The 12,796-nt window shown below is 70.4% G+C and carries 10 protein-coding genes; 8 read left to right on the forward strand and 2 right to left on the reverse strand.

What is annotated here, in order from left to right; genetic code table 11:
* Window positions 1-29 precede the first annotated feature (29 nt).
* From BKK81_RS28495 to phaP, 7 genes are all read left to right on the forward strand, one after another.
* The gene (locus BKK81_RS28495; protein WP_071019875.1) at window positions 30-1,112 is read left to right on the forward strand and encodes an efflux RND transporter periplasmic adaptor subunit; all 1,083 of its coding nucleotides are present in this window, start codon (window positions 30-32) and stop codon (window positions 1,110-1,112) included.
* Window positions 1,112-4,231: an efflux RND transporter permease subunit gene (locus BKK81_RS28500; RefSeq protein WP_071022515.1), complete on the forward strand. Its 3,120-nt coding sequence runs from the start codon at window positions 1,112-1,114 to the stop codon at window positions 4,229-4,231. The genes BKK81_RS28495 and BKK81_RS28500 overlap by 1 nt, the downstream gene beginning before the upstream one ends.
* Before the next feature lie 125 nt (window positions 4,232-4,356).
* Window positions 4,357-5,553, forward strand: coding sequence for a TolC family protein (locus tag BKK81_RS28505; protein WP_071022518.1), 1,197 nt, complete (start codon window positions 4,357-4,359; stop codon window positions 5,551-5,553).
* Window positions 5,554-5,732: 179 nt separating this feature from the next.
* Window positions 5,733-6,473 carry an SDR family oxidoreductase gene (locus BKK81_RS28510; RefSeq protein ID WP_071019877.1) on the forward strand — a complete coding sequence of 247 codons (741 nt, stop codon included), beginning with the start codon at window positions 5,733-5,735 and terminating at the stop codon, window positions 6,471-6,473.
* Between the two features lie 647 nt (window positions 6,474-7,120).
* Complete coding sequence (locus BKK81_RS28515) at window positions 7,121-7,597, forward strand: tripartite tricarboxylate transporter TctB family protein (protein ID WP_231908121.1); 477 nt, start codon at window positions 7,121-7,123, stop codon at window positions 7,595-7,597.
* A gap of 5 nt (window positions 7,598-7,602) precedes the next feature.
* Window positions 7,603-9,150, forward strand: a complete 1,548-nt coding sequence (locus BKK81_RS28520; RefSeq protein ID WP_071019880.1) for a tripartite tricarboxylate transporter permease — start codon at window positions 7,603-7,605, stop codon at window positions 9,148-9,150.
* Between the two features lie 635 nt (window positions 9,151-9,785).
* The gene (gene phaP / locus BKK81_RS28525; protein ID WP_071019882.1) at window positions 9,786-10,325 is read left to right on the forward strand and encodes a TIGR01841 family phasin; all 540 of its coding nucleotides are present in this window, start codon (window positions 9,786-9,788) and stop codon (window positions 10,323-10,325) included.
* 34 nt (window positions 10,326-10,359) lie between these two features.
* On the opposite strand, the gene BKK81_RS28530 is transcribed toward phaP, so the two are convergent.
* Both BKK81_RS28530 and BKK81_RS28535 read right to left on the reverse strand, forming a co-directional pair.
* Window positions 10,360-10,851 carry a GFA family protein gene (locus BKK81_RS28530; protein WP_071019885.1) on the reverse strand — a complete coding sequence of 164 codons (492 nt, stop codon included), beginning with the start codon at window positions 10,849-10,851 and terminating at the stop codon, window positions 10,360-10,362.
* Window positions 10,852-11,067: 216 nt separating this feature from the next.
* Window positions 11,068-11,619 carry a helix-turn-helix domain-containing protein gene (locus tag BKK81_RS28535; RefSeq protein WP_071019887.1) on the reverse strand — a complete coding sequence of 184 codons (552 nt, stop codon included), beginning with the start codon at window positions 11,617-11,619 and terminating at the stop codon, window positions 11,068-11,070.
* 179 nt (window positions 11,620-11,798) lie between these two features.
* Here BKK81_RS28535 and BKK81_RS28540 point away from each other — a divergent pair, with 179 nt between their 5' ends.
* Window positions 11,799-12,785, forward strand: a complete 987-nt coding sequence (locus BKK81_RS28540) for a Bug family tripartite tricarboxylate transporter substrate binding protein (protein ID WP_071019889.1) — start codon at window positions 11,799-11,801, stop codon at window positions 12,783-12,785.
* Window positions 12,786-12,796: the final 11 nt, after the last annotated feature.

The raw sequence follows: 12,796 nt of genomic DNA on the forward strand, positions 1-12,796 counted from the left end.
CTTTGCCGACCCTTGCTCCCGAATCAGGCATGTCTTTTCCTTCCTTTTTCCGCGCCGCCGGCTGGGCGGCGCTGGTGGTGTTCGCCGCCGACTGCGCGCAGGCGCAGTCCTTGCCGCTGAGCGCGGCCCAGTCGCAATCGCTCGGCCTGCGCTTCGCGCCGGCCGCCGCCGCCGCCGAGCTCGATGCCACGGGCAATGCGCGCGTCGTGCTCCGGCCCGACGCCCAGTACGTGGTGGCGGCGCCGTATCCCGGCATGGTGCCGCGTGTGCTGGTGGCGCTCGGGCAGCCGGTGCGCGCCGGCCAGCCGCTCGCCAGCTTCGCCAGTCCCCAGCTCTATGAAGCGGTGCGCGCGCTGGCCGAGGCGCGCTCGCAGGCGACGCTGGCCGGCCAGGTGCTGGCGCGCGACCGCAGCCTGCACGAAGACGGCATCATCGCTGCCAGCCGGCTGCAGTCCAGCCAGGCACGCGCCGGCGAGGCCGCGGCGATGGTGCGGGCGCGCGAGGCGGAGATGGCCGCGGCCGGCGTGGCGATGGCGCCGCGCGGGGGCGAGGCGCAACTGGTGGCCGGCCGCGCAGGGATGATCGCCGAGGTCAACGCGGTGCCGGGCGTGCGTGTGGACGCGGCCGCGCCGCTCTTCCGCATCGTCGACCCCACGGCACTGGAACTGGAATTGCTGCTGGGCCGCGACATGCCCGCGCCGCGCGGCGGCGAACGGGTGGAGGTGCGCGCGCGCGGCGCGCGTGGCAGCGTGGCGGGGGTGGTGCCGGCGGGCGACGGCACCGGCGCCGTACGGGTGCGCGTGGTGCTGGAGCAGCGCGGCGACCTGCAGGCTGGCGAGAGCGTAGCGGCCACGCTGCGCCTGCGCGGCGCGGGCGGCGGGGCCGGAGGCGCCGAAGGCGGGCGCGTGCGCGTGCCCGCGGCGGCCTTGACCTACTGGCAGAACCGGCCGGGGGTATTCGTCCAGTCGAAGGAAGGGGCGCGCTTCGTGCCGGTGACGGTGGAGTCCACCGACGACGCCACGGCGACCGTGCGTGGCGCGCTGCCGGCGGGAGCGCGCGTCGCGGTGGCCGGCATCGCGGCGCTGAAGGGCATGCTGGGCGGGGGGCAATGATGCTGGCCGGCCTGATCGATTTCTCGCTGCGCCAGCGGGCGCTGGTCCTGATCGCCGCCTGCGCGCTGGCCGTGGCCGGCGCCTGGGCCTACCTCAACCTGCCGATCGATGCCTTCCCGGACATCTCGCCGACGCAGGTCAAGGTGATCCTGAAAGTCCCGGGCATGACGCCCGAGGAGGTGGAGCAGCGCGTCTCCACGCCGGTCGAGCAGGAACTGCTCGGCATTCCCCACAAGACCATGGTGCGCTCGGTGTCGAAGTACGGCATCAGCGATGTCACCGTCGATTTCGCCGAGGGCGTCGATCCCTACTGGGCGCGCCAGCAGGTGTCGGAGCGCCTGTCGGGGCTGCTGCGCGACCTGCCGCCTAATGCGGTCGGCGGGCTGGCGCCGATCACCACACCGCTGGGTGAGATGTTCATGTTCACCGTGGAGGGCGAGGGCTACTCGCTGGCCGAGCGCCGGCGTGTGCTCGACTGGGTGATCCGGCCCGCCCTGCGCACGGTGCCCGGCGTGGCCGACGTCAATGTGCTCGGCGGTGAGGTGCGCAGCTTCGAGGTGATACCCGATCCGGCGCGCCTGCGCGCCCGCGGTGTCACGCTCGACCAGTTGCGCCAGGCGCTGGACGCCAACCATCGCAACGATGGCGCGGGCCGGGTGGCGCAGGGCGAGGAGCACTGGGTGGTGCGGGTCGAGGGCGGCGTGCGCGGCGTCGAGGACCTGCGCCGCATCGCCTTGCCCGCGGCGGGTGCCGCCGACGCGCCGCTGGTGAGCGTCGGCGACGTCGCCACGGTGCGGCTGGGGGTGGCCACGCGCAATGGCGCGGTCAGCCAGGATGGCCGCGGCGAGGCCGTGGAAGGACTGGTGCTGGGGCTGCGCGGCTCGGATGCGCGCGCCCTGGTGCAGGCGGTGCAGGCGCGGCTGGACGCGCTGGCGCCCCGCCTGCCCAAGGGTATGACGACCCATGTGTTCTACGACCGGGGCGAACTGGTCACGCGCGCCGCCAATACCGTGGTGCGCGCCCTGATCGAAGCCAGCCTGCTGGTGATCGTGGTGCTGTACCTGTTCCTGGGCGGCGTGCGCGCCGCGCTGGTGGTGGCGGCCACGCTGCCACTGTCGATGCTGGCGACGTTCCTGCTGATGCGTTACGTGGGCCTGAGCGCCAACCTGATGAGCCTGGGCGGCCTGGCCATCGCGCTGGGCATGCTGGTGGACGCCGCCGTGGTGGTGGTGGAGAACATCGAGACTGCCCTCGCGCACGATGGAGGTCTCGCGCGCGAGGCGGTGATACGGCGGGCGGTCAGCGCGGTGGCCGCGCCGATGCTGGCCGGGGTGTCGATCATCGCCATCGTCTTCCTGCCGCTGCTGACGCTGGAAGGCCTCGAAGGCAAACTGTTCGGTCCGGTGGCGCTGACCATCGTGCTGGCCTTGGGCGCCTCGGTGCTGATCGCCTTCACGGTGGTGCCGGCGCTCGCGTCGCTGCTGCTGCGCGTGCATGCCGGGGCCGCGCAGCCGCCGGTGATGCGGCGGCTGCAGGCCGGCTTCGGGCGCATGCAGCGCTGGAGCACGGCACACCCGCGCATCGTGTTCGGCGTGGCTGGCGCCTCGCTGGTGCTGGCCGCGGTGCTGTACGCGTCGGTCGGCAAGACCTTCATGCCGAGCATGGATGAGGGCGACATGATCGTGCAGGTGCAGAAGTCGCCGGCGGTGTCGCTGGACGCCTCGGTCGACCTCGACCTGCGCCTGCAGCGTGCGCTGCTGGCCGAGGTGCCGGAGATCCGCGCGGTGGTGGCGCGCACCGGCTCGGACGACCTGGGCCTGGACCCGATGGGCCTGAACGAGACCGACACCTTCCTGGTGCTGCAGCCGAAAGCGCAATGGCGCGGCAGCAAGGAGGACATCGCCGCAGCCATCCGGCGGGTGATGGAACGCTTTCCGGGCGTGGTCTACGGCTTCACCCAGCCGATCGAGATGCGCGTGGCCGAGATGCTCACCGGCACCCGCGGCGACGTCGCCATCAAGATCTTCGGCAGCGATCTCACCGCCATCGACGGCGCCGCCCAGGCCATCGCCGAGCGCGTGCGGCGCATCCGCGGCGCCGCCGAGGTCATCGCGCCGGCCAACGATGGCGTGCAATACCTGACGCTGGCGCCCGACCGCGCCGCGCTGGGGCGCGCCGGATTGTCCGGCGACGCGCTGCAGGCCCTGCTGCGCGCGCAGGTGGAAGGCGAACAGATCGGCACGGTGCCGGAGGGGACGGTGCGCACGCCGCTGATCCTGCGCGGCAGCGACGCGCTGCGGCGCACGCCGGAGAGCTTCGGCGCGCTGCTGGTGAGTGCGCCCGACGGCAAGGCCTGGCCGCTGACCTCGCTGGCCGAGGTGCGCCGGGCGGTCGGCCCGGTGCGCATCAACCATGAAGACGGCGGCCGCTTCGCGGTGATCCAGGTCAGCGTGGAAGGCCGCGACCTGGCCGGCTTCGTCACGGAGGCGCGCGCGGCGGTGGCCGGCATGCCGGGTCTGCCCAAGGACCTGAGGCTGGCCTGGGGCGGGCAGTTCGAGAACCAGCAGCGCGCCGCGGCGCGCCTGGCGCTGGTGGTACCGCTGGCGCTCGGCGCGATTTTCCTGCTGCTGATGCTGACCTTCCGGGCGCTGCGCCAGGCCGTGCTGGTGATCGCCAATATCCCCTTTGCGCTGGTCGGCGGCATGGCCGCGCTGCGGCTGTCCGGCGAATACCTGTCGGTGCCGGCCTCGGTCGGCTTCATCGCGCTGCTGGGCATCGCCGTGCTCAACGGTGTGGTGCTGGTGTCGCACTTCAACACCCTGCTGGCGGCCGGCCTGCCGGTGGCCGAGGCGGTGCGCACCGGCGTGCGCGACCGCTTGCGTCCGGTGCTGATGACGGCCTGCATCACCGCGCTGGGCATGATTCCGCTGCTGCTGGCGAGCGGCCCCGGCTCGGAAATCCAGCGCCCGCTCGCCATCGTGGTGACTGGCGGCCTGCTGAGCTCGACCGCGCTGACCCTGCTGCTGCTGCCGCTGTTGTTCGAGCGCTTCGGCTTGCCCGAACAGCGTGGCGGCCGGCGGCCGCTCGGCCAGGCACCTGGACAAGGAGATGTGCAATGAAGCCGGTCGCATATGGAGTCGGAGACGGATACCGGCAGCGCCGCGGTGGTGCGGGGAATGGCGGCGCGCGGGTGACGCTCGCGGTCGCGCTGGCGCTGGCGGTGCCGCTGGGCGCCTTGCCCGGAATGGCCTGGGCCCAGGCCGCGGCGGCATGGCTGCCGGAGGAGGCGGCGGTGCGCGAAGCCGTGCGGCAGGCGCCCGACGTGCAGGCGGCCGAAGCCGCGCGTGAGGCGATGCTGGCGCGCGCAGGCGGCATCCGCGCCGGCAATGCGGAGACCGTGCTGCGCACCACGGCCCAGGGCCGTCGCGTGCGCGACCCGTCCGATCGTTTTGCCGAGGGGCAACTGTTGCTGGAGCGACCGTTGCGGCTGTGGGGCAAGTCGGGCGCGGATGCCGATCTGGCCGACGTGACAGAACAGGCGGGGCGACTGGCGGCGATGGACGCGCGCCACGAGGCCTCGCGGCAGGTCCTTGCGCTCTGGTTCGCCGCGCTGCGGGCGCAGCAGGCGCGCGCGGCGGCGCAGGCGGCCGATGTGCTGGCGGCCGAGCTGGCGCGCGTGACGGAGCGCCGTCTGCGGGCGGGCGATGCGGCGCGCCTGGACCATGAACTGTCGTTGGCGGAACGCGCCCGCACCACGGCGGCCCTGGCGGCCGCCCGTGCCGCGGAAGCCTCGGCGCAGGCGGAACTGCGCGCGCGCTTCCCCGAGCTGGGGGTGCCGGCAGCCCTGGTCGCTACGCCGGCGCTGCCGGACATGCCGGCCGAGCCGGCTGCGCAATTGCGCAACCAATACCTGCTCGGCAGCCACGAGTTCCTGCTGGCCCAGGCGCAGGAACTGCAGGCGCAGCGCCAGGCGCGGCGGATCGACCTGGAACGCCACCCCGATCCCACCGTGGGCGTCTTCGTCACCATCGAACGCGGCGGAGCCGAGCGCATCGCCGGTGTCAGCGTGTCGATGCCGCTCGGCTCGGCGGCGCGTCGCAGCAACGCCGCCGCCGCCGCGGCCGACGCCGAGGGGGCGGCGCGGCGGCGCCTGGCGGTGGAGCGCAAGGTGGGGGCGGAATTCGAGCAGCTCTACCACGCCTTGCAGGGCAAGCGCAGCGCGGCCGAGGCGCAGGCACAGGCGCTGGCCCTGCAGCGCAGCGCGGCCGCGCGCAGCGGGCGCGCCTATGCCGAAGGGGAGGCGGGGCTGACCGAGCTGCTGGTGGTGCGGCGCAATCTTGCCGACAGCGAACAGGCTGAGCGCTTGGCGCGGGTCGACGCGCTGGAGGCGGACACCCGGCTGCAGCTCGACCTGCATCGGCTCTGGGACTTCGACGACTGAGCGACGACTGAGCGACGACTGAGCAGGGCACGTCCCCGCGCGGTGCCGCAAGGTCCGGGCGGGGCACCGCGTGCCTGGCCCGCTGCTGCCGTTTCCCTGCGCGGCCACCCTTGACAGGTGGCCGCGCAAGGCATAACGTCGCTTTACTTAACGATCGTTTAGAAAAAGGAGGAGACGCGATGTCTGGACAATCGCAGCAGCAAGGGGTGGCGCTGGTGATCGGCGCCGGCGACTCGACGGGCGGCGCCATCGCGCGGCGCTTCGCCGCCGGTGGCTTGACGGTGTGCGTCACGCGGCGCTCTGCCGACAAGCTGCAGCCCCTGGTGGACAGCATCCGCGCCGCCGGCGGCCGCGCGCATGCCTTCGGCTCGGATGCGCGCAAGGAAGAAGAGGTGGCCGCCCTGGTGGAGCGCATCGAGGCGGAAATCGGCCCGATCGAAGTGCTGGTCTTCAATATCGGTGCCAATGTGCCCAGCTCCGTGCTGGACGAGACTGCGCGCAAGTACTTCAAGATCTGGGAGATGGCCTGCTTCTCGGGCTTCCTCAATGCGCGCGAGGTGGCGCGGCGCATGGTGCAGCGCGAGCGGGGCACGATCCTGTTCACCGGCGCCACCGCGGCGCTGCGTGGTGCGGCCAACTTCGCCGCCTTCGCCGGTGCCAAGCACGCGCTGCGCGCGCTGGCGCAAAGCATGGCGCGCGAACTGGGGCCGCGCAATATCCACGTTGCGCATGTGGTGGTGGACGGCGCGATCGACACCGAATTCATCCGCAGCAACTTCCCCGAGCGCTACGCGCTCAAGGACCAGGACGGCATCCTGAACCCCGATCATATTGCCGAGAACTACTGGCACCTGCACCAGCAGCCGCGCGACGCCTGGACCTTCGAACTCGACCTGCGGCCCTGGATGGAGCGCTGGTAAGCCCGGGCGGGCAGGCGCGGTGGCGCCGCGGCCTGCCGACCTGCGCAGCGCTGAGCCAACCTGGTCCGATGCGTCGTTGCAAAGGCTCGCCATCGCTGTGCCGCCGAGCCTGCGGCCGGCATGCACCGTCGCCCGGGGGGCGCGTTTTTCTGGCGCCGTGCACTAGGTGCATGGCGCGGCATGCATGGCCTGCGCGTCGTCTCATTGCTCGTCGTTCCGCTCGCCGCGCAGGCGATTACGCCGTTCGCTTTGCGCTGCGCCGGGAGCTTCTTGCTCAGGCGCGCGCCATGCGAGATGCGGAGTGCTCTGCAGCGGCGCCAGGCCGCAGCAGATCCTTGGTCGCCGGGATGTGATGTTGGCGGCGCGCTCCCCACTCGGGGTTTTCCCTTGATCCGTCAAATATCCGTGCTTTCACGGACGCTCGAAAGCCGTTTGCAAGCCACCAGAAAGGGGTTTGGAAGCTGCTCTTCATAGACTCCGCACGCCGGCCCATTTCCGCTGCGACGATCCGCAGCGCAGCCGAAATGGCCGCTGGTGACTCAGGAGACTAGAGGAAACCCCATGCATCAAACCATCCATTCACATCGGTCGGCCCAGGTCCGGCTGAAGGCGGGCACGTGCCCGTCGGCGGCGAGGGAGGCACGGCAATGAGCAAGCCTTCCAAGTTCAAGAAGGACTACTACGGCGGCGCGCTGATGACGCTGATCGGGCTCTCTGCGGTCGTCGCCGGCATGCAATACCGCGTCGGCACGCTGCGCCAGATGGGTCCCGGGTTCTTCCCGGCGGCCGTCGGCACGCTGCTGGCGCTGGTGGGCGTGCTGATCGCCGTGTCGGCCCGCAACGCCACCGAATCCGCCAAGGGCGCGCCGGGCCACAGCCATGACCTGCCCGACCTGCGCGGCGCCGTCGCCATCGTCGTCGGCGTGCTGGCCTTCCTGTTGTTCGGCAAGTTCGGCGGCCTGGTGCCGGCGACCTTCGCCATCGTTTTCATCTCGGCCCTGGGTGACCGCAGCAATACCGTCAAGCAAGCCGTCGTGCTGGCTGCGGCGATGTGCGTGGTGGCGGTGGTCGTCTTCTGGTGGGCGCTGCAACTGCAGTTGCCGCTGTTCGCTTGGGGGGCGTAAGCACCATGGTATCGAATGCACTTCACGACCTCTGGTTCGGCTTCGGCGTCGCCTTCCAGGGTACCAACCTGATGTGGTCGTTCTTCGGCGTGCTGATGGGCAACCTGATCGGCGTGCTGCCCGGCATGGGCGCGCTGTCGGCGATCTCCATCCTGCTGCCGCTGACCTACGTCATGCACCCGGTTCCCGCCATCCTGATGCTGGCCGGTATCTTCTACGGCTCGCAGTACGGCGGCGCGATCGGCGCGATCCTGCTGAACCTGCCCTCGCACCCGCCGCACGCGGTGACCTGCCTGGACGGCTACCCGCTGACGCGCGCCGGCCGCGGCGGCACGGCGCTGGGCATCACGATGATCTGCTCGTTCTTCGCCGCCTCGGTGGGCATCATCGTGATGATCTTCTGCTCGCCGCTGCTGACCGAGATCTCGTTCAAGTTCGGTCCGACCGAGATCTTCTCGATCATGCTGCTGGGCCTGCTGGCCGGTTCGACGATGTCGCGCGGCTCCCCGCTGAAGGGGGTGGCGATGACGCTGTTCGGCCTGCTGTGCGGCGTGGTGGGTACCGACGTCAACACCGGCACCTTCCGCTTCGCCTTCAACATTCCTGAACTGAGCGACGGCCTGGAACTGGTGGCGATCGCGATGGGCCTGTTCGGCGTGGCCGACTTCCTGCTCAACGTCAACCGCATGAAGACCGTGACGGCCAAGACCACGCTGCGCATCCGCGACATGCGTCCGACCATGGCCGAGATGAAGCAGGCGTTCTGGCCGATGGTGCGCGGCACCGGCGTCGGCACGCTGTTCGGCGCCATGCCCGGCACCGGCCCGACCATCACCACCTTCATCGCTTACGCGCTGGAGCGCAAGATCTCGAAGACGCCGGAGAAGTTCGGCACCGGCATGATCGCCGGCGTGGCCGCGCCCGAAGCCTCGGCGCACTCGAAAACCCAGGTCGACTTCATCCCCACCATGAGCCTGGGCATCCCGGGCGACGCGGTGATGGCGCTGATCCTCGGCGCGCTGATGATCCAGGGCATCACCCCGGGGCCGCAGCTGATCAGCGACCACCCGGACATCTTCTGGGGCCTGGTGGCCAGCTTCTGGATCGGCAACGTGATCCTGATGGTGCTGAACGTGCCGCTGATCGGCGTGTGGGTCAAGCTGCTGCAGGTGCCTTACCGCTACCTGTTCCCGTCGGCGATGTTCTTCATCGTGGTAGGTGTGTTCAGCACGCAGAACAGCCTGTTCCAGATCTGGGAAGTGCTGGCCTTCGGCGTGATCGGCGCCTTGCTGATGTACCTGGAGTTCTCGGTGGCCCCGATCCTGCTCGGCTTCGTGCTGGGGCCGATGGTGGAAGAGAACTTCCGCCGCTCGCTGCTGCTCTCGCGCGGCGACATGATGGTGTTCGTCGAGCGCCCGATCAGCTGCGCCTTCGTGGTCATGTCGGCCCTGCTGGTGATCGGCGTGACCTACTCGGCCTGGCGCGGCAGCCGTCGCGCCAGGCAGCAGCGCACCACCATGCTGGACGGCGAGCAGTTCGTCGCCGGCGAATAAGTACCGAGTACTGCGAGGAAGGCGTGGACGGCGGCAAGTCTTGCCGTCCGCGGCCACGACGCACGGTCCGCGAGCGTTGCGCCGGCCGGCACTCCTACCGACGCACCAGGCCGCCAAGCGGGCTGGTGCGTTTTTCTTTTGGGGCGCCACCCGGGAGCGGCCTGGCACGCAGCCGGGGGTGTTGTCCTGGCCGCGGGCATCGCCTGCCTGACGGCTTCGGCAATGCCCGGATCGGGGGGTATCGTATTGACTCTTTCAGGGGTGCCGATATGAAATTTTTCGGTGTCCCGGCCATACCTCTACGCCATACGCGATGATTTATGTTGCACCGCGTTCGCCGCGCGGCTCGCGGCAATACCCGGGCTGCAGGCGTTTGCACGCGCTGCGGGAGATCGGCGAGGCGGGCCGGGGGCGCAGCCATATCGGGGTATGTCCTGAGCCGGCGGCCCGAGCAAAACGGACGTGCGGTGCTCTAGAATCGCGTGTCGGATGTTGCGGTGCGCCATGCGCTGTTCCGCGCTCGTCCGTGCCGTCGCGCTGCCGCAGGGCGGGCGCGTCGAAGCCAAGCTGAAGCCAACCCGAAACCAATCTGCCGGCTGCGTTCCGCACCGGCCCATCGCAGGGAGAGGGAGTCCATGTCTGTTTTCGCGTCCGAACAATTGCTGGCCGCCCAGCAGGCCCACCTGAACAGCCTGCTCGCCATGGCGAACACGGCGCTGGAGGGTATCCAGAAGCTGACCGAGTTGAATCTCCAGGCGACGAAATCGGCGCTTGCCGAAGGCCGGGAGCAGGCCATCGCGGCGCTGGACGGCAACGACGGCGGCAGCGCGGCCCTGGCACAGGGAGCTTCGCTGCAGCCGGCGACGGAGAAGGCCCTGGCCTACGCGCGCCACGTCTACGATATCGCTGCCGGTACGCAGGCCGGCTTCGCCCACGTGGCGGAGGCGCACTGCGAGCAGTATGGCCGCGCGCTGGAGGCCTTCGCGGAGACCTTCGTCAAGAACGCACCGGTCGGCACCGAGGCAGCCACCGCCCTGCTGCAGGCCGCCGCCAATGCCACCAGCGGCGCCTTCGGTGCGCTGCGCCAGGTCGCGCACCAGGCGCGCGAAGCCGCCGTCAGCCATCTCGACACGGCCGCCGCGGCGGCCACCGGCACGTCGCGTAGCAAGGCCTGAGTCCGGCGGGTCTGCCCGCCGCGCGCGCTGCGCTTCAGCCCGGGCTCAGCAGGCCGTGGCGCTGGTGCCAGTCGTGCAAGGACTCGGCGGGCCACGTACGGCAAGCGACGTGGCCCGCGCCACGCGGTACGTCCACCCAGGGCGCGGCGTAGTCCAGCGCCGCCTCGACCACCTCCGGCGGCCTGGGCAGCGGCGTGTCGATTGCCGAGGCATGCGGATGGACCAGTTCCGGCCAGCGCGGGTCCCACAACCAGAGCGGGCTGCCGCACTCGCGGCAGAAATGGCGCGCCGCCGGCGAACGCGTGGCGCGCTTGCCTCGTTCGCGCAGCACGGCGTGATAGATGCCGAGATGCTTGCGGCCCTGCACGCGCAGGGTGCGGGCGTCGCCACCGAGATTGATGGCGTAGCCGCCGCTGCCCGCGGTCTTGCGGCAGATCGAACAGTGGCAGTGCATGAAGGGGTAGGGGCTGTCCGCTTCCAGCTGGAAGCGGACAGCGCCGCAATGGCAGGAGCCTTCGAGATGCATCGGCGTCTCCGGAGTGACTGGCTTGCCGATCGATTCTAGTCCGCCGGCACCCGGCCTGGCCCGGCAAACCTCCGTCCTGTGCCCGCCCGGACGCGATAGACAGGCGACTTAGGACGACCTAAGACGACCTAAGGACGATTTAGCGGCGACTTGGAGGCGGCTTGGAGGCGGCTTCTCGACGGCCCGTGTTCTTCCACGGATGGAAGACGTACGACACTATCGGGTGGTGGTGACCAGCACTTCGGCCCGGGCGCTCCCGACGCTGCGCACGCGGTGGGGCAGGTCGGCATCGAAATACAGTGCATCGCCGCTGGCCAGTGTCACCAGTTCCTCGCCCAGCTGGACCTCGACTTGTCCCTTCAGCACGAACAGGAATTCCTCGCCGCTGTGCGCGACCCTTGCCTCGTCGGGGAAGTCGCTCGGCGGGTGCATGACGAAGGGCTCCATGGCCTTGACCTTGCGTGCTGCCGCGATGGCTTCATAGCGGTAGCCGTGCGATTCCCCCTCGCGCGATAGCGGCTCGCGCTGCGAGGCGCGGGAAACGCAGGCCACTTCCTCGGCGCTGTCGCGCGCGTCTCCCAGCAGGTGTCCTGTGCCCATGCCATAGGCCTGGGCGATCTTGAGTACCGTGGCGATCGAGGGAGAGCTGAGGCCGCGTTCCAGTTTGGAAAGATAGCTGCGGGTCAGGCCGGTCTGCTCGGCGAGCGCTTCCAGCGACAGGCCGCGCTGGCGGCGGAGGGTGCGGAGGCGATGCGGCAGGTTGACCATGAGGGGGCGAGAGGAAGCGACCCGCGCATTATATCCGCCGCGCGGCCAACACCGGACGCTGATGTCCTTCTTGACATCTTGTTTTCCAAAGGACACACTGAGTCATATAAAAGATGAAGTGTCATACCTGGCGTGACAGCCCGGTGTGATCGAACGCCTGATTTCCCATGGAGACTCCGATGAAAGCGCCCCCCTTGATCGCGGCCCTGGCCGCAGCCTGCCTGCTCACCTCACTCGTCTCGCCCGGCGCCGGCGCGCAGGCTTTCCCGAACCGGCCGATCCGCCTGGTGGTGCCGTTCGGCGCCGGCGGCATCACCGATAGTGTGGCGCGCCTCGTTGGCCAGGCCTGGGGCGGCAGCCTCGGGCAGGGCGTCGTGATCGAGAACCGGCCGGGCGCCGGCGGCGTGATCGCGGCCCAGGCCGCCGCGCGCGCCGCGCCCGATGGCTATACGGTATTCATGGGCACGGTGGGCACCCAGGTCGTGAACCCACTGATCTACGCCAAGGGCCGGCTGCCCTATGCGCCCGATACCCAGTTCGTGCCGCTGGGCCTGGTCTCGCGCTCGCCATTCCTGCTGGCGGTCGGCGCCGCCGTGCCGGCCGGCGATTTCCGCGAATTCGTCGGCTACGCCCGCCAGCATCCCGGCGCGCTGAACTATGGCTCGGCCGGCAATGCCAGCGCACCCCATATCGGCATCGAACTGCTGAAGCAGAGCGCAGGGATCAAGCTGGAACACATCCCCTTCAAGAGCGGCGCCGAGGCCGTCAATGCGGCGATCGGCGGCAATGTCGGCGTGGTGCTCGATGCTGCGCCGGTGATCCTGCCGCAGGTGGACGCAGGGCGCTTGCGGGCGCTGGTGGTGGCCGGCCCCCGGCGCCTGCCGGGCGCGCCCGGTGTGCCGACCAGCAAAGAGGCCGGCCTGCCGGCCTTCGACGTCAGTTCGTGGAATGCGCTGTACGTGCCGGCCGGCACGCCGCCGGAGGTAGTGGGCAGGCTGTCGGTGGCGCTGCGCGCCGCCCTGGCCAGTCCCGTCTTGCGTTCCCGCCTGGCCGCACAGGGCAGCGAACCATACAGTGGCAGCGCGCAGGAGTATGCGCAGGTCATGCAGGCGGAGAAGGCCAAGTGGGCGGCGGTGGTCAGCGCGGCCCGCATCACGGCGGAATGAGCGGGCCGGCA

It is taken from the genome of Cupriavidus sp. USMAHM13, from assembly GCF_001854285.1.
Lineage (GTDB): Bacteria > Pseudomonadota > Gammaproteobacteria > Burkholderiales > Burkholderiaceae > Cupriavidus > Cupriavidus malaysiensis.